The organism is Bacteroides sp. AF25-5LB (assembly GCF_003602965.1).
GTDB lineage: Bacteria > Bacteroidota > Bacteroidia > Bacteroidales > Bacteroidaceae > Bacteroides > Bacteroides uniformis.
Map to the genome: position 1 here is coordinate 118998 of NZ_QTMC01000012.1, position 24441 is coordinate 143438.

A 24441-nucleotide genomic window follows, 5' to 3' on the forward strand; every position below is an offset into this window, starting at 1 on the left:
CCGGAATCATATCGGAAGCCATGGGGCACTCCTCCATCACGGTGACGGAAACCTATCTGAAGCCTTTCAGCAACAGAAAAATTGACGAGGCCAATCAAAGGGTAATTTCTTTTGTAAGAAGTGGAGTGTGTACGGTGTAAAAGACGTTACTTCTTTTGATAGGATAGAATAGATTTGTCGCACATTTTCCGGAATCTTCAAACAGAGTTTTGAGGAACGGAATGGTGTTGTCTTTACGGAGCTCACATCGGTTCTATCAATATGCTGTTATTCAATCTTTTGAGCTAAAAATACACACTTCCATTTTTTGAAGGCCTCATTTCATTACTTTCCCATTGTCACTTTTCTGGACTTCCAATCCTCTTTCCAATATCCCAACGAACAGATTTTTACTATTCCAAACAAAACCGGTCTATTTTCTCCTTATTCCCTGATTATTAATGAAATTAACAAGATTTCATTACCTGCGAAGTAACGGAAAAAATCATATATAAAAATGTGAGGAAAAATACTGTAATCGTAGATTTTATTATTTTTCATTTTTTAAATTTATAAATTTAAAGTTTTCATTATGAACAAAAAGTTTTTAAGTGTAATCTTGTTTGGGGCCTTGATGACGGCTACTACAAGTACGTTCACGTCTTGCAAGGACTATGATGATGACATCGATAATTTGCAGGAGCAATTGGACAAAAAAGCTACAGCTGAAGACTTGAATAGCAAAGTAAGCGCATTGGAAAGTGAAATTGCTGCTGCTAAGTCAAGTGCAGAAGATGCAGCGAAAAAAGCTCAAGAAGCTTTAGATAAAGCTACAGGAGCTGGTACTGTTACAGATGCTGACTTGGAAGCTCTAAAAACTGATTTAGAAGCTAAAATAGCTAAGTTAGCAGCTTTAAAAGATGTTGAGGAACAAATTGCCAACCTTAAATCTGAACTGACCAATGCTATTGCAGGTAAAGCAAGTCAAGAAGAATTGAAGGCTCTTGCAGAAAAGGTGGCTAAATTACAAAATGAGGCATTAAATCTGATCGGCCGTCAATTGACTAGTTTAGTGTTTAAGCCTGATTTCTACTATCAAGGTATTGAAGCTATCTCTGCGTCTACATTTGCATATAATGCTTTGACATTGAAAGTTGTTAATGCTGATGCGGATTTTTCTAAAGATGCGGCAACAATTGCAGCTACGCTGTCTTATTTGACTCCAGGATTGACTGCAGATTATCACATGAATCCGTCTACTGTAGATATAAATAATATCGCAGAACTGACATTTATCTCCGATGATAAGAAATACACTAAAGCTGCAGGTGCAGTAGTGAAAGCTGAAGTTATTGGTAAAAGCTTAGCTCCAAACCAACCAGGTGTTTTGAGAGTAAAAGCAAAATTGACTGACGGTAGCATTAAAGACATTGACAAAGATGGACTCGTAACAGTATTGGCTTTGCAAGCTCATTATAAAGATGCCAAAGTAGATACTATAATTACTTCTGATTACGCTGCTGTAAAAGCGCAAGAAATCAAAGATTTAGTATTGGCAAACGCAAAAGTACAACCTAATCATGCTGACGGAGAAGGTCACTTGTATACGACTGCTGCTGAAGCTATTCAGAATGAACCTCAAATTCAAGTTGCATGGAACAGCGAAGGTGTAGATGTTGCTGAATATATTCAAACACACTATACAACAACTACCAATAAAGATATCGCTTGGGATAAAAATGCAAATGAAGGTCTTGTTGAGAAAGATGGTTTCAAGTATATTTATGAATTGGTAGGTTATTTTGCCGGACAAAATGAGACTTCAGAAAGTGCCCATGCAAATTGGAAGGGTGCTATATTGAGACCTCAAATAACCAAAGGTGGTAAGCAACAGGCATTTGGTGCTGAACAAAGCAAAGCAACCATAGGTCGTATGCCGTTGATTCGTGTCATCTTGAAAGATACTGTACAGAACCAAAATGTAGCCGTTGGTTATATTAAAGCTGAAATTACAACAACTCCGGAAGAGAATGAAATTACTGTTATTGATCCGTTCAACTTTACTGAAGGATATACCGTTAATTGCTCTGAAGATAATTTGATTAAGAAATTAACTTGGGATCAAGTGGAAGAACAAATTTTAGCTAAACTTGATATTTCTAAGGAAGAGTTTGAAAATACTTACAAACTTGACGCTACGGATAGCGATGCAAAGCAATTCACTGGGGCAAGTGCAGATGCAGTAGAAGTTGCGAAGAAGATTGGGGTAGTTTCTAAAACAACTGCTGATACGGAAGGCCATATGACAGAAGTATTGCAGTGGACAATAGGAGCTAATGACGCTTATGAACTTTTCACAGAAAAAGCAAGTATAAATGCTGTCGTTCGTTTTGTTAAGGAGAATAGCAATAAAACTGCACACTATGTGTATGTAACATTCAACTGGACACCGAGTCCACGCAATGTTACTCCAGCTGGTACTATTGCCAATACTACAAAACTTGACTATGCTTGGTTTGCAAGTGGTAGTACAGAAGCTAAGAGCGGTTATGATGAAATCCATCAGAACGTAAAAGTACCCAATAAGGGTGAAGGCGCAGATAAGTGTACTTATGTAAATGACCTTTTGAATGTATTTGAAGGCAATAAGGTTACTATCAGTGGAGTAGATGCAGTTTATGCAGATTTCCAAGATAATAAATTAACTAAAACATTCCAGTTCGTTACTCCGCGCATAAAGGATGTTTATGGCGTTTCTAAACATAACAAGTACAGATTATCTGTTTCTACGGATGGATTAACTTTATCTGCAACTAAGTTGGAGAACAATCAACCAACCGGAGCTTCTCAAAAGATAGCAGTAATTAGCAATACTGCTGTGACATATCAAGAAACTGATTACGCAAAAGATATCTTGAACTATGCTGGTCGCACTGAAATGAAAGATGGTGAAACTCTTTGCGGTCGTGTTAAAGTTGTTGCAACAAACGAATGCAAAAAGGACTTGAAATTGAGCAATTATGAATTTGATGTGAAATTTATACGCCCTATTAATGTAACTTCTAAGGATAATGAAGGCTTGAAAGATGCTATTAATGACGGTGACAAGCTTGACTTCAGCAAGGTATTAGCATTTACGGACTGGCGTAATAACAAGGAACAAAATGAGTTCAGTCCGGAAGGATATAACTACTATATTTACTATGGAGTTGAGAAGATTGAAGTAGATGAAGCTAATATCACAACTAATTTGAATGGTGGAACATTGGGTGAAACGTTATTGAGCTCTAAGAGTAATAAGATTAAAATAACATATACTCCGTCTACAGAGCCTATTGATGGTACACATATGGGTATCCTGAACTATAAGAACAATGGTAATGAAGTTGGTAGCTACCAAATTCAAGTTCCTGTAAAAGTAACTTATAAATGGGGTGTTATTGAAGTTAATATTGTTATTGATGTTCACGGAACTGTCTAATCATTAGATTAAATAGAAATCTCCAATAGAAAGAGTGCCTTCAAAAGAGGGCACTCTTTTTAATCTATAAAGACGTCTACATATTGAAATTATGTGGTCAGTTCACTTGGAGTGAAGTGAAGAAGCTATTTCTCTTTCATTTTTTCGCTATATATTTTAATATAGCTCCAGCCTATTGATACCAATCATAATAATATGCCTCCAAAATCACCTAACAAAAGTAGATAAAAGAATGAAAACGATAAAGTCTTTAAGTATACTGTTGTATGTACTTGTTTTGATGACAGCTTGTAAACAAGAAAAGAAAAGAGTAGGAAGTATTGCCCCCAAAACATCCTCTATCATGGTACTCTCACAGCGAGATACAACAACTGTGACTGAGCTTGTAAACCGATTCATGACTTTAGCCCAAAATAAAGAGTATGCCGAAGCTGTAGCCATGCTATACAAAATGGATGCTAAAATTCCTAATCAAGCACCAGAACCTTTAGATAATGAAGACATGCAACATATTAAAACATTATTTGAACTCTTTCCTATCTATAGATATAAAATTGATAATATACAATTTAAAGAAGCTGAAGATAATGAAGTAAGATGCACCGTTTACTTTACCGAAACTAGAAAGACCAATTGGTACTTTAAACCAGTACGCTATCTAGGGAATTGGAAATTATGCATGAAAGATTCAGGAATGGGTGATAAAGCCATCTGATAAACTTTTCAATTCCCATCAAAGACGGCAGACAGCCTAGTCGCGAAGCCGCTACCCCACTCCACGATGATGCACCTGCCCCAGTAGATGTAATTATAGAAAAGTAATCAAAAACGCAAGAAAGGCCCTCCTTTTGTAGGAGAGCCTTTCTTATATTATATTCCACAAATCGTTTTACTACATTTAGAAAAGATACGCCGCAGACACCTGCCAAGTCTTATTCTTGGCACCGATGGCATCACCCGCATTCTTCCACGTAAATGAGTCGCCCATCGGGAGCTGATAGGTCACTCCAACCTGGAGATGCTTCAGCAGCTTCACACCGGCACCCAAATTAAGTGCCACTTGAGCCTTCTTACGGTCTACGTAGTCTTTCTTCTTAAAATCGAAAAAGAAATCGGGACCGGCTGCTACATAAATACCCAACAAACTACCCAAGCCAATGGTATATTTCAGATTTACGGGTACTTCCAGTCCTGTCTGCTTCACCTCGTCCTTGCCGCGCTGAGAGAACAGCAAAGCCCCGTCGATACCCAAACCTACAATGGGAATGGTAAACTCAGCCATCGGACCAATAAAGAAACCGGTAGAATTATCCTTGTTTCCCTTATATCCGCCATCCCAATCTATTTTCGTCATATTCACACCACCCTTAACACCCCACTTCAATAGTTGGGCCTGGACAGGCATAGCCATAAGCATACAGCATACAGCTATCATGAAAGCACTAGAAATCTTTTTCATAATCAATTGTGTTTAATATTACGGGACAAATATATGCAAATTCTTCCTAAAGAAACAACATATGTCAGTATTTGTTCATTTACGAGAACAATGAATCACAAAACACATTACCTTTGCAACATAAATCAAGGAAAATGTCACGCTGACAAAATAAAAACTATGATAGAAATCAGAAAGACACTACCCACAGAACTGGAAGTCCTTATGGACATCTTTGAGCAGGCCAAGCGCATCATGCGGAAAGATGGCAACATGCACCAATGGACGGGTAACTATCCCTCCCGCGAACTCGTCATGGCAGACATCGAACAAGGCAACAGTTACGTATGCACCGACGATACCGGAGAAATCATCGGGACTTTCGCCTTTATCCGTGGAAACGACCCTACATATGCACATATCCACGAAGGAGAATGGCTGGAAAACACACAGCCTTACGGAGTCATCCACCGGCTGGCAAGCACAGAGCACAGCAAAGGAGTGGCCAATGCCTGCCTGCAATGGTGCTACGAACAAATCCCCAACCTACGTGCAGATACCCACCGGGACAACCGCATCCTGCAATACATACTGAAGAAACATGGTTTCCAGTATTGCGGCATCATTTTTCTAGCCAATGGGGACGAACGGCTGGCATTCCAGAAAACAGAACGATAGCTTACGCAAACTTCACCTTCAAGTCGTCCACTCCCATTCCCGTAAAATAATCCTCGATAAAGTCCCAACGCTGTTCATCCGTCAGTTTATCCGTTCCAAAGAAGAAGGAGAATAAATCTATCTGTTCCTGGAATACCTGCTCGTTGGTGTCCAGAATCAGATTGCGGTAATCATCGCCAAGCGCAAGTTCCTGCAGAGTTTCGGGGTCATTGAAACGGACAAATACGCAAGGCGTACCGCCACCCTCCACACTGAACGAAAGGCAGTCGAGCATAGAAAGCAGATTAAGCAGCATATTCAAGTCCGAGAAAGGAGTGCAATAAAACAGCAGGCGGTCTCCCTTACTGCCCACTATACGTTGGCTAAACAGTTTTTGATAGCGCGACAAAAGCAAATCAAAACCTTTGGTCACCGTAAAAGAGAGTTCATTGGAATCCTTCTTTTTCACGCTGCTGATATAGCTTACACTGCGGCCTTCCTCCGTGCGACTCTCCAGCAGGGAACCGATAAAGCGTTTGGCAGAGCGCACGTCCATGCCATGCTCGGCAAAGACAGCCCGCAGTTCTTCTTCATCAAAACGTCCTTTCGACTTTATCAATGCCGTTTTCAGCATCGTTGTCAAGCTCTTGAACAAGGCATCCATCCGTTCACGGATGACGGAGGCATCTTCCTTCAACAGCACCTCATGCTTGCCTACAGACACGGCACGGGCTCCCTCCCACAACGTTCCATTATTCAGTTTCTGTTTGAACTCCTTGTAGCCAAGCTCCGGGAAACGCTCTTCCCAAAGCGCTTCCAGACGTGCGACGTAAACCCCGTCCTCCCCTTCTACCTTTGTCAGATAGCTCTGGAATTCACGGGCAAAGACATCACCCGTCTTGTCCTGGACATATCCTTCAGTCAACAGATTCTTGGGGCTGATTTCAAGCAGATGCCTTCCATAACGCTGCATCAAATCGTCTTCCAGCCAAAGCAAGGCGGTCTTGATGAGCTGTCCCAACTCTGCTTCATACTCCAACTTGTTCTTTGTACGCGGCAGTTTCACCACAAACTCGAAATCAGACAAAGACACCATGATTTCCGTTTTTTCCCCTTTCATGCGGTACACTTCCATGAGCTTTCTCAGAATAAGCACCAGCTGTTCCTGGGCAATGTTCCCCGTCTGATGCAGACGCTTCATATAATAGAAGTCACGCTCATGGTAGTCGGTAGCGGCAATACCCTGTATCTCCGTATCACGCGCGGCACGCCCTATCTCCTGAATATAGTCGACAAACGTACTGGATGGCGCCACATGATATACACGGTCTATATCACTGATATCTACTCCCATACCAAAGGCTTTCGTAGCCACAATCAGTTTCTTGGTTCCTTCCTTGAACTCCTGCACAATGGCAGCTTTCTGTTCCTTGTCCTTCTTGCCATAATAGGAGGCGACCAGACGCCAGTCTGCCGGCTTCACCCACGTCTTCAAGCGCATGTCGATGCCACCCGCAAAAGGATAATAGAGCAGTATCTTGTGACCGTCCAGGAAGTTTTCGACCCGCGCAGCAACTACGCGCTGCTTTGCCTTGTCGTATGTCTCCCCGTCCTCCATCTCCATCTGACGGATGTCAAAACCAATATTCCGGCGCTTCACCGTACCTACATAAAGCACACAAGGCTCCATCTGCAAAGAACGGATAGTCTCGAATATCATGTCATTACCCCCTTTCGGGTTCCAGACAGCCGTAGCAGTCAATGCAAACAGCGGGAAACTATAACCGAGAGTCTGTTTCAGAGTATTCAAGTAACGTCCCAAGAACCAATAGTCCACACGGAACTCCTTGCCCCATGTCGTTACCGTATGTGCCTCATCGACCACTACCAGACCGATGCGGCGTTCGCCTACAAAATGCTTGATGTCGTAAGAGAGAAGCAATTCCGGCGAGAGATAGAACAAATCAATCTCCCCCTCACGCACCTGCCGATAAACCTCCATCTTCTGTTCCGGCGATAAATCGGACGAGGCATATGCCACACGCATATACCCCAGTTCTTGCAGACTTTCCACCTGGTCTACAATCAACGCCTTCAAAGGGGAGACCACGATGGTAAGCAGATTATATTCTTTCCCCAGATAGATAGCAGGAAGCTGGAACAACATGGATTTTCCGGAACCGGTAGGGGCAGTCAACAATATATTGTCTATCTTCGTTTCACCTTTCCAAGCCTCTTCAGCCTCCAGTATAACGTTCTCTATCAGCTGTCCCTGCGAAATGCAAAGCTTTTCCTTTCCCTTGAACAAATCATCGTAAATCTCAAGATTACGAAACTGTTCGTAGCCGTAAGTCTCCTTTAAAATCGTGTTCACGGCTTCGCGGCAGTTTTCAGGCAGATGCCTTTCCTTCAAATCCGGCAACCGACATGTTGTTGCTTCTTGTACATCCATTATTATTGTAGGGGGGATTAAAAGAAAAGAAGTAATTCTTCAACCATAGTTATCGGTCTTGGAATTACTTCTCCCTATGTTTCAAAATATTACCAGACATACCGGTAAGTTTTTTCTTTTAAAGCGTATCAATATTCCTCCTCGTTGAAGAAAAAGTCCTCTTTGCTGGGATAATCGGGCCAAATATCTTCTATGCTTTCATAAATCTCGCCTTCATCTTCCATTTCCTGCAGATTCTCAATCACTTCAAGCGGAGCACCCGAACGCATGGCATAATCTATCAATTCATCCTTAGTTGCCGGCCAAGGAGCATCTTCCAGTTTAGATGCTAATTCCAATGTCCAATACATAGTCTCTAGTATTAAAATTGTGAATATTAAGTCCTATTTCTATTTTTCGGCAAAAGTATAACAATTTATTTCACTTGCAACTATTATTCCAAAATATTTCACCTTTTTTGTCGTCTTGATTCATTTTACGGGAAAGGACGAACAAATAATCAGACAAGCGGTTCACGTAAGCCAGTAATTCCGAAGCGATTTCCACCTGCTCGGCCAAAGCAAGAATCCGACGCTCTGCACGGCGGCAAACCGTACGACAAACGTGACAAACTGCCGCACCGCGACTTCCACCGGGAAGAATAAAAGCCGAAAGAGGGGGCAAAAGAGTATCCAAACGGTCTATCTCCCGCTCCACCATTTCCACTTGCTCCGGGCCGATGATACTGGCTTCTTTCAGCTCCATTTTCTCCCGGTCTGTGGCCAGATGAGAGCCTACGGCAAAAAGTCTGTCTTGTACTTGCTGCAGAAAATCCTTATCCTTCCCGTCAGGCAGGTACGTGATGAGAAGACCCAGATTGGAATTCAGTTCATCCACCGTACCATACGCCTCAAGGCGGATATGGGTTTTGGGTACACGGGTTCCACCTACAAGAGAGGTGGTTCCTTTATCTCCGGTTTTAGTGTATATCTTCATAAGGAATTAATGTTTAGGGGTTAGGGATTAATGTTTAGCAGCCAGTAAGTGGAGCTAAGCACTAATTACTAACCGCTAATCACTATTGAAACGCCTAAAGATAATCAAAAGTTGACAATATAGTCTTGTTTTATCTTTGTTTTATCGAAGAATAGGATACCAAGGTCATAAAGGTCGAACGTAATACCCGCCCGCCCGTCCTGCTTCATACGTTTCCAGAGGGCAGACATCTGCGGAGTGTAACGGATACCCTCAATCACAAAAACAGACTTTCCCCTGGTACGGGCGGAACAGATGCGGAAGACCTCCTCTACAAAACCGGGACGACGATAATCGTGCAAATAAAGAAAATCAACGGGAACGCCACTCTCCAGAAAGAGCTCGGAAAGGTCGGAAGCCGAGGTATAATCCGCCCCCTCCTTCCCCGCTTTCAGATAGAGGGCAGAAGCGGCAAGCGTACCGGCATCTACAATGGTCTCCGGCTGGGTATAGTTTACCAGACGGAACAGAAGACGTTTTACTTTCTTCGATTCGTACTTCCAACGTCTATCTTTCTCCAGCTCCAGTTGCTTCTGTGCCTTGGCCAGCTCTTCATATTTATAATAAGCCGTACTTTCGTAAATTACATGCGTAATTAGGTTAAAGGCAAAAGGAGAATGTACACCGTAGCCGCAACGGTGCCGAAAACGGTACAGCCAGATAAAAGGCCGTTTTAGAGTAAGCAAAATATGATTCATTATTTTAATGTGCTAATGTACCTTCGAAAGTCACCCCTTCACCCGAAGAATAATTCTCCGTAACAGTCAGGAGTACCTTGTTATCCTCAAAGCGGAGCGTAAGCCCAAGGGCGCTTATCCAGCTGACATAATGTACTTTCAGTTGCAAAGCATCAGGTGACGCCCACGCATAACTGCCTGCTACCTGGAAAGGGCCTTCTATACCCTTAAAACGCCCCTTTGCAGCAACCGAATACGGAGGATAGCCATCAATTGCCGCTTTCGACCATTGCTTATAGCCAAACGGAAGACTGTATGTCTTTCCGTCTTTCTCCACCACAGTCATCACCACTTCTTGCTGCTTAAATTGCAGCTCGATGGATTGCCATCCGTATTTGTTCTCTCCGAGCAGGATGCGCTTGCCTGCGTATTTCTGTGAAAGGGAGGAAGCAGCCTTTCCTTGCACTAACGGCAGTTGATAAGAACGCTGTTTCTTCTGCAGGCGCTTGTAGTCCTTACCGGGCACTAATGCCTGGTCACCTGTCTCCGGCAACAAGCGGTTCCAGACCAAACGACGCTGCCGACGACCGTCTATCAATGTACATTCGGTAATGACCACTACCATATCCTTATCCGGAACAATCAGAATGTATTGTCCCAAAGCCCCGTCAGCACGTACAGCACCCGGATATTCGCAAAGCCACATCTGATAGCCATAATCTCCTATCTGTCTGGTCATCATCTGCTCCACCCAGGAAGCCGGAAGCAACTGCCTGCCTTCCCAAACACCCCGGTTCAGCAGCAGCAATCCGAATTTTGCCAATGACTCGCTCTGGATATGCAGCCCCCAGCCACCGGTATTGATGCCTTCGGGGCTTAGTTCCCACGCAACGTCCGTGATATGCATTGGGATGAAAAGCTTCTGCTTCAGATAATCCAGCAAGGTCATGCCCGTCACCTTCTGCACAATGGCAGAAAGCATATAGGTACTAATCGAATCATATTCAAACTTCTTGCCCGGAGTTTTCACCGGTTTGGCAAGGAAGGTACGTATCCAGTCGGGAGTGAGATTGCGCATATTCCAGTCGGGAGTGACACCCGATGTCATGGTAAGCAGGTCGCGGACAGTCATGTCTGCCAGATTAGCGGAAACCGAATCCGGAAGAAGCTCCGGGAAGAAAGCACCGACACGGTCTGTCAAGCGCAAGCGGTTGTCTGCAATGGCCAGCCCTACGGCAGCCCCGACAAAGGTCTTGGAGCAGGAATACATGGTATGGCGATATTCCGGTGCGAACGGAGCCGGATAGATTTCTCCGATGACCTTGCCGTGACGCACCACCACCACGCTGTGGATGTCTGTTTTCGGCAATGCCATCAGTGAATCAAACAAGGCAGTGACAGCCTTGGAAGGGACTCCTTCTGCCTCGGGTGTGGAACGTGGCAACTCATTGATTTGTGCATGAACTGCCAACGCTCCCAGCAAGCCGAGAAACAAGAAGAAAAAACGTACTCTATTTTTCATAATTATCTAAGATATTTGTTCTACATGCACTGCAAATGTACAGTATTCGGACGCGAAAGACAAATAACTTGATAATTTTGTCGGAGGGGAACGTTCCTATAAGAAATGTATGGTCACCGCCTCTCCCTTGTTCAAATCCAACGGAAATACCGGTTCTTTGTAAGTATGCGTACGTCCTCCTATCTTCACTTGGGCACGGACGGCGCCTGTGGGCATCTTTAGGATGAATTTACCCGGAACAAGAGCGGTAACAACAGCCCTCGTTGCCCGTCCATCCTTCCAGTCCAGGTCTATGGAAGCACCGCCACGTACGCGCATTCCACGGAAGTTGCCGGTAGTCCAGCTATCCGGCAGGGCAGGAAGCAGATGGATAAAGCCTTCATGACTTTGCAGCAGCATTTCGCCGACTCCCGCCGCGCCACCGTAGTTGCCATCAATCTGAAAAGGAGGATGCGAACAGAACAAATTAGGGAAAGTGCCGCTACCATGACCTCCCGTCGCAGTATCGACAGCAGGATGCAGCAAACTCTTGAAGAGTTTCCAAGCACGGTTTCCGTCGCCCAAACGAGCCCAGAAGTTTATCTTCCAAGCACGGCTCCAACCGGTACCCTCATCTCCACGACGGTTCAAGGTCATCCGGCAGGCTTCGGCAAGCTCAGGGGTGGACTCCGGCGAAATCAGGTTTCCCGGATGCAAGCCGTAGAGATGGGAAACGTGGCGGTGTTGCACATCCACTTCCTTATAGTCTTCCAGCCATTCCTGCAAGTATCCTTCCTTACTGATTTGCATGGGCGGAAACTTCTTCAGGTCTGCCTCAAGCTTCGCCACATAGTCCGCATCACAATCCAGCAGGCGGGCGGCGGTAATGACATTGGTATAAAGCTCGGTAAGCAGTTGCACATCCATAGTGGGACCCATACAAATGCTGACGGGAGTCACGCTGTCACCCGGCACATAGAAGCTGTTTTCCGGAGAAGAAGTGGGAGCAGTTACCAGCCAGCCATGCGAAGGCTCCTGCACGGTGGTGGAACTAAAGAACCGGGCGGCACCTTTCAAGACGGGATAGATACGACGCAGATAATTCTTGTCCTGCGTATACAGATAGTGTTCCCACAAATGGGCACACAACCAAGCGCCACCGGTATTGGTAGCTCCCCAGGAGGGGTGTTCACCGGGAGCGGTATAATTCCATACGTTGGTCATCATGTGGAGTACCCAGCCATCTGCCTCATCGCCATAGAAAGTATGCGCACTTGCTTCTCCCGAAGGGACAAGGCGCTCCATCAACGTTGTCAACGGTTGATAGAGTTCGGAAAGACCGGCTTGTTCCAAAGGCCAGTGGTTCATCTGGATATTGATGTTCGTATGATAGTCCCCGTTCCAAGGAGTCGATACTCCATTTGCCCAGAGTCCTTGCAGATTGGGCGGCAGACTGCCGGGGCGTGTACTGCTGATGAGCAGATAGCGTCCGTAGTTATAGTACAAAGCAGCCAATGCCGGCGACTCCTGCTGTGTGAAGCGGAGGATGCGCTCGTTCGTCGGGAGCGTATCATCCGGCGTGGCAGGAAGCGTCAAGGAAACACGGTCGTAGAGGAAACGGTGGGCAGTGACATGGTTGGATAATGAAGAATGGAGAATGGAACATGGAGAATTAGCGGGGGTGGTGAAAGGACGGAGCAAGCTGTCGCAGACTTCCGCATAGCGTTCGCCCGGGAAGTCTGTACCGGCAGCGGCATAGGAGGTAGTGGCAGAAAGTATCAACCAGGCTTCCTGCCCGTTCTTCAAGCAGATACCATTTCCCGGGCTGACAGATGATTCACCACCGTTCTGCACGAGTTGCATCGCCACACGGTATTTCATACCGTCCAAACCGGGTTTACCGCTTTCCAACATGCCGTCCATCAAAAGGGTGTTCCCTTGGACAGTCACCAGGCTATGTTCTGCACGGCTCAAACGGGCAGAGAAGTTCAGAGTCCCTTCATGTCCGGCAACCAGATGAATCAGCATGACATCACGGTCACGGGAAACAAAATACTCACGGCGGTAATCGACATCTTCCAGCCTGAAAGCCGTGTATGCCACCGCATCGCGTAAGTTGAGCCAACGGCGATAGTTGTTTAATGGAGAATTGAGAATGGATAATGAAGAATTGTAGGTAAAATCTATATCCAAATCACCCAATACCTGATAGGTTCCATATCTCCCGTCAGTCTCCTGCTTCTTCGGAACAAAACTGCTGTACATCAGTTCCTGTGCCTCTCGGTTCTTTCCCTCAAACAACAGTTGCCGAATGGCAGGCAGACTCTTCGAGGCATCCGGATTGCTATAATCCGCCTCCATTCCGCTCCATAATGAAATTTCATTCAGCACAATGTGCTCACGGAGAATGCCTCCGTCGGGCATCATGCCCAAGCGTCCGTTACCCAAAGGAAGAGTCTCCTCCCAGATAGCGGCGGGCGATGTATAGTATAGCTGATGATTACAACTGTCGGCAGGCGCATCAGCTGCACGAAGCAGCAACGAGGCTGCAAGCAGAAATAGAGTGGCAAGTGTCTTCATATTGTTTTTTGATTCTGATTTCAGGCTGCAAACTTACCGCATACCTTTTGCAGCATTACTGCATACACTTTGCAGCATTGCTGCATACCTTTTGCAGTGACGCTGCAAAGCAATTGCAGTAGCGCTGCAAAAGGTATGCAGTACCACTGCAAAATAGTTGCACTGATTTTGCAGTGGTTACGCACTGATTATAAGTTTATTGCATTTCGAACGAAACTACACCACGGACGTCGGCAGACGAAGCGCAAACGTATGCCTTGAACTTACCCGATTCGTACTTCCAAGCTGCGGAAGCCTCATCGTAGACCTTCAAATCATCCGGAGTAAGGGTGAAAGTCACACTCTTCTCCTCGCCCGGTGCCAGAGCGACTTTTGCAAAATGTTTCAGCTCCTTTACAGGACGAAGCACACTGCATTTATCATCGCCTACATAAAGCTGTACAATCTCTTTTCCGGCAATGCTACCCGTATTCTTCACGGCAACTGTCACCGTCAGCGTACCGTCGGCAGCCATGGTCTTGGCAGAAGCCACCGGTTTGCCATATGTAAAAGTAGTATAGCTCAAGCCATGACCGAAGGGGAAGAGTGCCGGAATCTTCTTGGTGTCATGCCAACGATAGCCCACCAGAATATCTTCCTTGTACTCCTGCTTAATGCTGTCGCCCGGATAACTGAGTTCATCGAAAGCATGTGCACCGCAATCCGTCAACTTGGCAGGGAAAGAGAAGGGCAACTTTCCGCTTGGATTTACCGCACCACTCAAGATGTCAGCCAGAGACTTGCCACCCATGGAGCCTAAATACCAACCTTGCACAATGGCAGGGACCCGGGATACCCACGGCATTTCCACCGCATTGCCGCTGAGAAGTACCAAAACGAGATTCTTGTTTACACCCAGCAAAGCTTCAATCAGTTCATCCTGCCCGAAAGGCAAGCCGTATTCCAGACGGTCGCCGCCTTCACAATCCTGGAAGTGGTTCTTGTTCAATCCGCCTACCAATACCACCAAGTCTGCCTTTTTCGCCATTTCCACAGCTTCTGCACGGAGTGAGTCTACCACATTCTGCGGAATTTCATCTGCACGGCCGTACATCGGACGACCGGCGGCATAGCCTTTCGCATAGGCTACCTTATCGCCATAAGCGGCACGCAAGCCATCCAGCGGAGATACCATATCCTTCACTTTCAGTTCGGAAGAGCCTCCTCCCTGATTCAGCAAGCGTACGGCATTATCGCCCACCACCAGGATATTCTGATACTTGGCTGCATCAATCGGCAGCAACGGAGCACCTTTCTTTACCACCGGAACATTCTTCAAGAGCACAATGCCCTCATTGCCTATCTCGCGGGCAGCGGCATAATGCTCTTCCGTAGCTACCGAACCATAGGGTTTCTGACGGTTCATCGCCGTACGGAATATCAGACGAAGAATACGGGAAGCCTTGTCGTCTATTGTAGACATCGGCACTTTGCCATCTTTCAACATCTGGAGGTAAGGGTTGGCAAGGTAATAATCGTTATAGGTAAATACACTCTCGGACGTCAGACCGTTGGTGTAAGAACCCATTTCAATATCCAGACCGTTGACGGCAGCTTCATAGGTGTCGTGGGCACCGCCCCAGTCGGTAATGACACAGCCATCGAACTTCCAGTCATCTTTCAGAATCTTGTTCAGTGTGAAATCGTTATGGCAGGCGTGCTGGCCGCGAATCTTATTGTAAGCGCCCATAATGCTCCAGGCACCTCCTTCTTCTACCGCAGCCTTGAATGCAGGCAGATAGATTTCATGCAAAGCACGGTCGCTAAGATTCACATCAATATGTCCGCGCCACAGTTCCTGGTTGTTCAGCGCATAGTGCTTGACACAAGCTGCCACTCCGTTCTTCTGCAACTCCTGGATGTAAGGTACGCACATCACACTGGCCAGATAAGGGTCCTCGCCCATATATTCAAAATTACGCCCGTTCATCGGAGTGCGGTAGATGTTGACGCCGGGGCCCAGCAACACATCCTTTTCACGATAGCGCGCTTCCTCACCGATGGCCTTGCCATACTTGGCAGACATGTCCGGATTCCAGGTAGCGGCCAGACAAGTCAAGGCCGGGAAAGCGGTAATGCTGTCATTGGTCCAGTTGGCATATCCCCAGTCATTCCAGTTGATTTCGGCACGGACACCGTGAGGGCCGTCGCTCATCCAAAGCTCGGGAATGCCGAGTCGCGGAACACCCGCACTGCTGAATTTACTCTGCGCATGGCAAAGGGCTACCTTCTCTTCCAGCGTCATCCGACTGAGGGCATCCTTTACACGTGCTTCAATAGGTTGTGCATCGTCCATATAGACCGGTATCTGTGCAGACACAGTGCTGATAGAACATGCCAATAATAAGGTTGTAAGGAATTTCTTTTTCATATTGTTCTTATTTTGATTCATTAATAATTAGTCTATTCCGGTAAAAAGACATATTCCTTACCAGCTTCTGTAGGAATATCATATAACCACGTCTGAGGAATAGAGCCCAATTTTAAATCAGCTCCGGATGAAACAAGTGGTTCCGGAATCGCTGGCACTTTATAAAATGGGTTCACATTAGCACCTTCAGCTTCCAATAAAGGCTTACCATCTTTTCTCTTCAATGACGTAACAGTACGGATTCTTAAATTATCCCCTAACTCAGACCTTACCTTCAGATATTTTACTCTACTATTTTCCCACTCAATGTCTACAATAAAACCACCTCGGGCAACAAGTCCTTTAACTTTCCCCTTGTTCCATTTCTCTGGAAGTGCGGGAAGTATGTACACACACCCATCATGACTCTGCAACAGCATTTCTGCAATACCGGCCGTACAACCAAAGTTCCCATCTATCTGGAAAGGAGGATGTGCATCAAACAAATTAGGATAGGTTCCTCCGCTCTGTTTGTACTCGGTCTCTTTACTGTCTGTCAATTGCAATTGGTCTGTAATCAATTTATAGGCTCTGTTACCATCCAGAAGTCGTGCCCAAAGACAAACCTTCCATCCCATAGACCATCCCGTAGCAGGGTCACCACGATAATTCAACGAATTACGGGCCGCTTCAAACAACTCGGGCGTACGATACGGTGAAATCAGATTACTCGGAAATAGTCCGTACAAATGAGATACATGTCGGTGATGATCATCCATTCTATCCCAGTCAAACATCCATTCCTGCAACTGGTTATACCGGCCTATCTGCATAGGAGGCAATTGAGAGCGCACCTGAATCAACGTGTCGGCAAATGCTTTATCAATGCCTAATATATCTGTTGCCTCCATCAAGTTGGTGAATAGCTCGTACACCATTTGATTATCCATTGTGGTACCGGCACAATTGGTCAGTTCATATCCTTCCGTGGCGAATGAATTCTCCGGAGAATTGGAAGGTGAGATAACCAGCCAATGATGCGTTGGCTCTTCCACCAGAAAATCCAAGAAAAAGGACGCTGCGCCTTTCATGACCGGATACACTTCACGCAAGAACTCCTTATTGCCGGAATAAAGGTAATGTTCCCAAAGATGGCGGCAAATCCATGCACCACCCGTAGGCCAGATTCCTGGTCCGGAATAATCTACCGGTCCCGTAGTACGCCAAATATCCGTATTATGGTGAAGTACCCAACCACGGGCACCATACATAACTTCGGCCGTTTTACTTCCAGTCTCTGCAATTTCCTTCACCATACTGATGAACGGCTCATGCAATTCCGTAAGGTTGGCGACTTCTGCCGGCCAGTAATTCATCTCGACATTGATATTGGTAGTGTATTTACTATCCCAAGGCGGCAGCATCATATCATTCCAAATTCCCTGCAGATTAGCAGGCTGCCCACCAGGCTGGGAACTGGATATCAACAAATATCTACCGAACTGGAAATACAGTTCCACCAACTGCGGATCATCAGCCTTCGAGAACTCCAGAATACGAGCGGTTGTCGGCTTATAAACAGAATCAGTCTTTCCAAGATTCAATTCCACCCGGTTAAAATAATGTTGATAGGCTGCTATATGCGCCAACTTCAGTTTATCATAATCTTTTCCCAAAGCTGCATTCAGATATTCATTTGCACGATTATCCGGATCTGCACTCAAATCATGATAATTCACAAAGTTAGTTCCCATAGATATATAAAGAGTAGCTGCATTAGCCTCTTTTACAGCCAATAGCGTGTCAGCCTCAACTCCAGCATGTCCCTTATCCAGAACAATCTTGACACGAGCAGTAAAATCAACCTTTCCTTCCAAACCTTCCATATCACCACTTGTACCCCTCAGTACCAAATCACCATCTTCAATGGACATGGTTGTCCTTTGGGGAGAAGCCAGTCTGGTGCGGAAGTTGATCTTTCCTTTCTCTGAGGCCGTCAATCTGACAACTATAACCTGGTCTGGGAAAGAGGAAAACGTTTCGCGAACGAATTCTACCCCATCAACTGTATAGCGGGTCGTAGTTATGGCTTTCGTTATATCCAACTCCCTATAGTAAGAAGTATACTTATCGTGACCGGGAAAATCCAAGAACAAATCTCCTACCGGCTGATAAGCCATACCATGGTTTGTTTTAGTAATGACCTTCACGCCAACCAAATCTTGCGCCTCTTTATAACGCCCCTCAAAAATCAGTTTCCGAATTAAGGGGAGTACGGCAAATGCCTCCGGATTAGCATTGCTATTCGGTTGTCCAGCCCATACAGTTTCTTCATTCAATTGCAAATGTTCTTGAGAAGGACCACCAAAGACCATAGCTCCTAATCGGCCATTGCCAATAGGAAGCGCCTCTACCCACTTCACTGCAGGGGTATCATACCATAACTTCAAATGATTTTCAGTCTCTTCCTTACAAGAAACGCAAAGAACAGCACACAACAAAAGAAGTCTATAAACAGTTCCGTACATAAACTCTTATCACTTTACTTTAATCGTTGTCGTCGCTTTTTTCAGTCCATCAGCCGTAGCCGTCACCTTGACACCACCCGGCTCACCGTTATTTTGTACTACAACCAGGCACTTTCCGTAGAAAGCCTTGCGGTGGTTATTCTTGAACTTCTCCATAGAGATGGGGCTTCCGTTGTCCACTCCGGCAATGAAACCGGCACCTTCTACGGCAAAGGTCACATCGTTTTCGGCATTCGGACACAAATTTCCATCTTTGTCCAAAATCTCAACCGCAATGAAACTCAAATCTTTACCATCTGCCTGAATGGTACTGCGGTCGGGGCTGAGACGAATCTGTGCTGGTTTGCCCGCTGTCCGGATTTCCTGTTCGGCCACAGTCTTCCCTTCCTTACGGGAAACAGCCTTTACCGTACCCGGCTCATACTTCACGCGCCACATGACGTGGAAATCATCTTTTCCCTTGCTGCGCACACCCTGCGACTTTCCATTCACGAAAAGCTCCACTTCGTCGGCATTATTATAATATGCCCACAAATCGATGTCTTGTCCCTCCGTCCAATTCCAATGCGGGAAAAGATGCAACACCGCCTTATCCGGACGCCACTCGGACTGATACATGTAGTAGACATCCTTCGGGAAGCCGGCCAAGTCGATAATGCCAAAGTAAGAGCTGCGTGCCGGCCAACCGTAAGGAGTAGGCTCACCGATATAATCGAAGCCCGTCCAGACGTATTGTCCGCTGATAAAGTCGTTGTTCTTCACATGACGCATAGTACCTTCGTGACGGTTGCCCCAAGGAACATGACAGTTGTCGTAGGAGGAGCAAGAGAACGAGGCATCATAGAAAGGCTTGTCCCAACGTTCGGGCCAGATGAACATCGAATCACTCGGCATCCGGTAGTAACCGCGTGTCATCAGGCCGGAAACACTTTCCGTCACGATGAACGGCTTGCCGGGGAAGTTCTCGGGAACACCTGCAAACCAGTCGTCATGGTAGTTGAAGCCGATAATATCGAGCGCACCGGAACGGAACAAATGATTGTTCGGGTTCGGCTCGTTGCAACCTGCCGTCACGGGACGTGTGGCATCGAGCTCCCTCACCATATCTGCCAGTTTCTTTGTCAGCAATGAGTTGACGGACATTTCTCCGTCCTTTGCCAGCATATCCGCACTATGACCGAAGTTCAAGACCAGGTTGGCCTCTTCCAGGCTCAAGGTGTCGGCTTTGGCATCCGTCCACTGCTCCAGCACTTCGTTGCCGATACTCCACATGAAGATGGAAGGATGATTGCGGTCACGCAGGATAAGGTCAGTCAAATCACGTTCGTGCCATTCGTTGAAATAGCGTGAATAGTCGTGGCGGGTCTTTTTCTTGCGCCACATGTCGAAAGTCTCGTCCATCACGATGAAGCCCATACGGTCGCAAAAGTCGAGCAGCTCCGGTGCAGGAGGGTTATGGGAACAACGGATTCCGTTGCAACCCATTTCTTTCAGAATCTCCAACTGGCGTTCGATGGCGCGCGTATTCACCGCAGCTCCCAGGCAACCCAGGTCATGATGCATGCAGACACCGTTTATCTTCACTTGTTCACCATTCAGGATAAATCCTTTTTGTGCATCGAAGCGGAAAGTACGGATGCCGGTAGGAGTATAATAACGGTCGAGTACCTCGCCGGTCTCTTTATTCTTGAGGATGCTTTCTACCTCATACATATAAGGTGCATCAATACTCCAGAGATTAGGATTCTTCAATTCTATTTCCTGCTCCATTTCTGCCGGAGCGACAGGCATCAGCTGAGCTTCCGACACAGCCTCACCTACCACATGACCGTCGGCATCCACTAACCGGGTTTGCAGGACGACATCAATCAGAGGAATAATTTCCGAATCGAACACAACATATGTACCGTCGGCCTGCTGCACGGAATCTTCCGTCTGCGTCTCTACATCGTACTGTAAACTGGTACGTATCTTCAACCGGGCACTGTTCTTCGACACTTCTTCTGCCGTCACGTAGGTACCCCACTGTGCCACATGCACCGGATTCAGTTTCGTCAACCACACATTACGGTAGATACCGCAACCGGAATACCAACGTGAATTGGGTTGTTCGGCATTGTCCACTCTTACAGCAATCACATTCTTCTCCCCCCATTTAATATAAGGAGTCAAATCATAACTAAACGAGATGTATCCATAGGGGCGTGTTCCCAGTTCATGCCCATTAATATAAACGGTGGAGTTCATATAGACACCATCGAAATCTATGCGATAGCGCTTGCCCTCATCGACCTTATCGGCAATAAAAGTCTTACGATACCAACCTATACCACCAGGCAGAGCACCTCCCCCTGTTCCTGACGGATTGTCCCGACTGAACTCTCCTTCAACAGCCCAATCGTGGGGCAAGTTCAGTTTCCGCCAGTCTGCGTCATTATAATCTGAACGGGATGCCGCTGTATCGTCTCCCAAGCGAAAGGCCCAGTCGGCAGTAAAATCCAAGCTACGGTCATCGCCAGCTACCTCTTTAGGAGCATTGCAACCAACCAGCAGGGACAGCCCGATGGCCAAAGACAATATGATTTTATTCATGGTAATAAATATCTAAAAGATTATCGAGTGCCTATTCCTCTCTTACAGCTATTCAGAAGCAGGGAAGTTTCTGGCACCGGGGAACAACGAGACCGGCACCCGGAAGATTTCTCTCCCTGGCACCGTCGTCTATCATTCTGATTATAATTTTATAGTTTGCGCTTTTCCGGCATACTTCACTGTTGTGCCTTTCGCCTTTAAATCGAACGGTTGCGGCTGATCTTTGCTTACCTTCACTACATTGAAAGTACGTTCCTTCAGCATACCAGGGAAGTCACCCGTACGGTCACCGATAACCAGTGTACCTTCAGCATCGTTATAAGCAAAAGGTATAGTGGCATATTGTCCCTTCTCGTAATTATAGTTCACACCTTCATCTTCATAGAGTGTAAATGCACCGTCCTTACCCGTATAGACATAGAGTGTGATTTCCGAAGCCGGTTTTTCATCACTGTATTGCATATCCGGACCATAAGGTACAATGGCACCTTCGCAAACGTAGAGCGGAATACGTTCATAAGGAGCATACACTGTCAGCTTCTGGCCACCGTCCACATACTTGCCGGAGTAGAAGTCATACCAACCGCAGCTTGCCGGGAAATAAACCTCGCGGTTGCGTGCACCGTATTCGTAAACCGGAGCCACCATCAGGGCAGAACCGAACATGAACTGGTCACCTATATTGTTGACGTTTGCATCAGCTGTGAAGTCCATTACGAGCGGACGCATGATGGTATAATCATTGAAATAAGTCATACCTGCCAAAGAATAGATATACGGCATCATGTTGTAACGCAACTTCGTATAATAAACGATGGAGTTGTAGCACGGATGTCCTGCCGGAGCGATATTCCAAACCTCACGGTACGGATACTGGCCGTGTGCACGGAACAACGGGCAGAAAGCGCCGAACTGATACCAACGGGTATTCAACTCTCTCCATTCCTTATAATCAGCATTTTCACGTCCAGTCTTGTTGAATTCCATCTGACCAGCCACATAACGGTTCTCTACACAGAATCCGCCGATGTCCATAGTCCAATAAGGGATACCGCTGACAGCAAAGTTCAGGCCGGCAGAGATTTGTGCTTTCATATCTTCCCAACGGGTAGCGATGTCACCACTCCAGGTGGCAGTAGAATAGCGTTGCAATCCTGCAAAGCCGGAACGTGTTAACAAGAAGACGCGTTTATCCGGTTCCACGCCGCGCTGTCCGTCATAGATAGCTTCGGCATTCATCAGCGCGTATGCATTGAAGAACTTGGCAGAGGGGCCGAGTGCTGTCGGACCGCAAAGGTCCTTGCGGTATTGCAAATCCGTACAGTCGCGTATGTTCGGTTCGCTGGCATCCATCCACCAGGCATCTATGCCGAGAGGATAGTAATGGTCTTGCATCTGCTTCCAGAAGAGCTTGCGTGCATCGGCATCGTATGCGTCATAGAAAGAGCCCAGATAGCCGGGACCTACCCAGTCTTTAATACTGTCTTTAATAGCCTGCTGGTATATCCAGCCTTTTTCGTCAAATTCCTTGAAGTGTTCGGTCGTAGCATAGAACTTGGGCCATACGGAAATCATCAAACGTCCATTCATGGCGTGGATGGAGTCGACCATTCCTTTCGGATCGGGGAAACGTTCGGGGTCGAACTCATGGCTTCCCCAAGAATCCTGCTTCCAGTGCAGCCAGTCGATTACGATATTGTCGATAGGAATCTGACGTTCACGGAATTCCTTCAAGGTGGAGAGAACCTCCTCACGCGTATTGTACTTCTCACGGCTCTGCCAGTAACCCATCGCCCATTTCGGCATAATCTGGGATTTACCTGTCAATGTACGGTAGCCGCTAATCACATCGTCCATATCATCACCATAAACGAAATAGTAGTCTATTTCATTCTGCATTTCACCCCACCAGGAGAGTTTGTTCTGTTCTTCATCAGCCACCGGACTCAATGCCCGCAGACCGCAGTAAGAAATTCCGGCGTCAGGCTTCCATTCTATCTTCAACGGAACGCGCTTGCCCGCTTCCAGATTGACAGCAAACTTATAGCTATTAGGATTCCAAGCCGTACGCCAACGTTCGGGAACCACCAACTCATTATCAATATATACTTTCATGTAGCCTGCATAGTAAAGGATGAAGCGGAACAAGCCGCTTTCTGCCGGTTCTATTTCTCCCTCATAAACTACGTCGGACCCTCCGAACGGGAACTCCTCAGGCAAATTAATCACCTTACTCAGATGTGCGGCACGGTCCAGATGTTCAAAATAAAGAGAATCCTCACGACGTACAAGGGTTTCCACGTCTTTCTTGCCCGGAATATATGTACCGGTCAAAGCACCTTCCTTGCCCTCTTTATCATAAAGTTTGAAGACATCACCCAGCTGTGAGTAATCGCGCGGGTCACCGAAACGGCAGAGCGAATAGCTGTCCCAAAGCACACCGTAGTTCTTATTAGACACAATGAAGGGTACAGACACCTTTGTATTATACTGGAACAGTTCCTCATTCTTACCTTTATAGTTGAACTCATCCGCCTGGTGCTGGCCCAAGCCATAGAAAGCCTCATCATTGCCTGCCGACTGGAATACTTGACGTACTGTATATCCTTTCGTACCTTCCACTTCCACCGGAGTAAAGGTCCGCCCGTCAGAGTCTTCAGCCAGAATCTGCTTGCCGTCAGCATCCGTGAAGCGTACCTCACCCGTTGTCTTGGACACAATGGCACATAATTCCGATGTCTTGACAGTCACTTCATCGCCCTGCTCTTCGACCTTAAAGTCGGTCTTATTCTGTTGAGGGATCACAATGAGACTCTGCTCCTTTGAAAATTCCTTCTCAGGAGTAGCCGATACATGAATGAGCTTCTCGCCCATTACTTCTAATCTTACTTTACGCACATCCGTCGGTTGCTGCTGCTTGACTTCCACAACAACACCGTTCTCGGTCTTTTGGAATCCGCCTCCGGAACATGCGGCGAGCATCCATCCGGCAAGCAAATAAACTGAAGTGTTTTTCAATTTCATATTACTGTTTTTAAAGTGAATTTTCTCCGATGTAAAAATAGAAAGTTTCCTTCAAAAACGGGTCCCCCCGATGTTGAAACACAAGGGCGCTTTTGATTACCCTAAAAGACAATATGTTTCCGTAAGGGG

14 protein-coding genes and 1 pseudogene are annotated in these 24441 nt (G+C 46.3%); 4 read left to right on the forward strand and 11 right to left on the reverse strand.

The window, feature by feature from the left end; genetic code table 11:
- From DWY57_RS14070 to DWY57_RS14085, 3 genes and pseudogenes are all read left to right on the forward strand, one after another.
- A pseudogene (locus DWY57_RS14070) lies at positions 1–140 on the forward strand (site-specific integrase); the annotation flags it as partial.
- 431 nt (positions 141–571) lie between these two features.
- Positions 572–3460: a hypothetical protein gene (locus DWY57_RS14080; protein ID WP_119961949.1), complete on the forward strand. Its 2889-nt coding sequence runs from the start codon at positions 572–574 to the stop codon at positions 3458–3460.
- 232 nt (positions 3461–3692) lie between these two features.
- A complete protein-coding gene (locus tag DWY57_RS14085) occupies positions 3693–4175 on the forward strand; it encodes a hypothetical protein (RefSeq protein ID WP_117964242.1) in 483 nt (160 codons plus the stop codon).
- A gap of 183 nt (positions 4176–4358) precedes the next feature.
- Here DWY57_RS14085 and DWY57_RS14090 read toward each other — a convergent pair whose 3' ends face one another.
- Entirely contained in the window at positions 4359–4919 is a 561-nt protein-coding gene (locus tag DWY57_RS14090) for a porin family protein (protein WP_119961950.1), read from the reverse strand.
- A gap of 159 nt (positions 4920–5078) precedes the next feature.
- Between DWY57_RS14090 and DWY57_RS14095 the strand changes: the two genes are divergently transcribed.
- The gene (locus DWY57_RS14095; RefSeq protein ID WP_117964244.1) at positions 5079–5576 is read left to right on the forward strand and encodes a GNAT family N-acetyltransferase; all 498 of its coding nucleotides are present in this window, start codon (positions 5079–5081) and stop codon (positions 5574–5576) included.
- Between the two features lies 1 nt (position 5577).
- Here the strand turns inward: DWY57_RS14095 and DWY57_RS14100 are convergent, their stop codons facing one another.
- The 10 genes from DWY57_RS14100 to DWY57_RS14145 form a co-directional block, all read right to left on the reverse strand.
- Entirely contained in the window at positions 5578–8007 is a 2430-nt protein-coding gene (locus DWY57_RS14100; protein WP_119961951.1) for a DEAD/DEAH box helicase, read from the reverse strand.
- Between the two features lie 128 nt (positions 8008–8135).
- Positions 8136–8357 (reverse strand): DUF2795 domain-containing protein, encoded by a 222-nt coding sequence (locus DWY57_RS14105; protein ID WP_002558131.1) that lies wholly within the window; start codon positions 8355–8357, stop codon positions 8136–8138.
- Between the two features lie 70 nt (positions 8358–8427).
- Complete coding sequence (locus DWY57_RS14110) at positions 8428–8982, reverse strand: cob(I)yrinic acid a,c-diamide adenosyltransferase (RefSeq protein ID WP_117964246.1); 555 nt, start codon at positions 8980–8982, stop codon at positions 8428–8430.
- Positions 8983–9086: 104 nt separating this feature from the next.
- A complete protein-coding gene (locus DWY57_RS14115) occupies positions 9087–9719 on the reverse strand; it encodes a hypothetical protein (protein WP_117964247.1) in 633 nt (210 codons plus the stop codon).
- Positions 9720–9723: 4 nt separating this feature from the next.
- On the reverse strand, positions 9724–11220 hold the full coding sequence (gene bas-suc, locus DWY57_RS14120; RefSeq protein WP_119961952.1) for a 3-succinylated cholic acid synthase: 1497 nt from the start codon (positions 11218–11220) through the stop codon (positions 9724–9726).
- Between the two features lie 96 nt (positions 11221–11316).
- Positions 11317–13779: a glycoside hydrolase family 95 protein gene (locus tag DWY57_RS14125; RefSeq protein WP_119961953.1), complete on the reverse strand. Its 2463-nt coding sequence runs from the start codon at positions 13777–13779 to the stop codon at positions 11317–11319.
- Between the two features lie 196 nt (positions 13780–13975).
- The gene (locus tag DWY57_RS14130) at positions 13976–16189 is read right to left on the reverse strand and encodes a glycoside hydrolase family 3 C-terminal domain-containing protein (protein WP_119961957.1); all 2214 of its coding nucleotides are present in this window, start codon (positions 16187–16189) and stop codon (positions 13976–13978) included.
- 32 nt (positions 16190–16221) lie between these two features.
- Positions 16222–18618 carry a glycoside hydrolase family 95 protein gene (locus DWY57_RS14135; protein WP_242496949.1) on the reverse strand — a complete coding sequence of 799 codons (2397 nt, stop codon included), beginning with the start codon at positions 18616–18618 and terminating at the stop codon, positions 16222–16224.
- A gap of 87 nt (positions 18619–18705) precedes the next feature.
- Positions 18706–21288, reverse strand: a complete 2583-nt coding sequence (locus DWY57_RS14140; RefSeq protein ID WP_119961954.1) for a sugar-binding domain-containing protein — start codon at positions 21286–21288, stop codon at positions 18706–18708.
- 141 nt (positions 21289–21429) lie between these two features.
- Positions 21430–24312: a TIM-barrel domain-containing protein gene (locus DWY57_RS14145; RefSeq protein ID WP_119961955.1), complete on the reverse strand. Its 2883-nt coding sequence runs from the start codon at positions 24310–24312 to the stop codon at positions 21430–21432.
- Positions 24313–24441: the final 129 nt, after the last annotated feature.

What these genes read in the sequence shown, in the direction of transcription:
- DWY57_RS14080 (WP_119961949.1), top strand. Translation starts at nt 572, where the DNA reads ATGAACAAAAAGTTTTTAAGTGTAATCTTGTTTGGGGCCTTGATGACG.
- DWY57_RS14085 (WP_117964242.1), top strand. Translation starts at nt 3,693, where the DNA reads ATGAAAACGATAAAGTCTTTAAGTATACTGTTGTATGTACTTGTTTTG.
- DWY57_RS14090 (WP_119961950.1), bottom strand. Translation starts at nt 4,919, where the DNA reads ATGAAAAAGATTTCTAGTGCTTTCATGATAGCTGTATGCTGTATGCTT.
- DWY57_RS14095 (WP_117964244.1), top strand. Translation starts at nt 5,079, where the DNA reads ATGATAGAAATCAGAAAGACACTACCCACAGAACTGGAAGTCCTTATG.
- DWY57_RS14100 (WP_119961951.1), bottom strand. Translation starts at nt 8,007, where the DNA reads ATGGATGTACAAGAAGCAACAACATGTCGGTTGCCGGATTTGAAGGAA.
- DWY57_RS14105 (WP_002558131.1), bottom strand. Translation starts at nt 8,357, where the DNA reads ATGTATTGGACATTGGAATTAGCATCTAAACTGGAAGATGCTCCTTGG.
- DWY57_RS14110 (WP_117964246.1), bottom strand. Translation starts at nt 8,982, where the DNA reads ATGAAGATATACACTAAAACCGGAGATAAAGGAACCACCTCTCTTGTA.
- DWY57_RS14115 (WP_117964247.1), bottom strand. Translation starts at nt 9,719, where the DNA reads ATGAATCATATTTTGCTTACTCTAAAACGGCCTTTTATCTGGCTGTAC.
- bas-suc (WP_119961952.1), bottom strand. Translation starts at nt 11,220, where the DNA reads ATGAAAAATAGAGTACGTTTTTTCTTCTTGTTTCTCGGCTTGCTGGGA.
- DWY57_RS14125 (WP_119961953.1), bottom strand. Translation starts at nt 13,779, where the DNA reads ATGAAGACACTTGCCACTCTATTTCTGCTTGCAGCCTCGTTGCTGCTT.
- DWY57_RS14130 (WP_119961957.1), bottom strand. Translation starts at nt 16,189, where the DNA reads ATGAAAAAGAAATTCCTTACAACCTTATTATTGGCATGTTCTATCAGC.
- DWY57_RS14140 (WP_119961954.1), bottom strand. Translation starts at nt 21,288, where the DNA reads ATGAATAAAATCATATTGTCTTTGGCCATCGGGCTGTCCCTGCTGGTT.
- DWY57_RS14145 (WP_119961955.1), bottom strand. Translation starts at nt 24,312, where the DNA reads ATGAAATTGAAAAACACTTCAGTTTATTTGCTTGCCGGATGGATGCTC.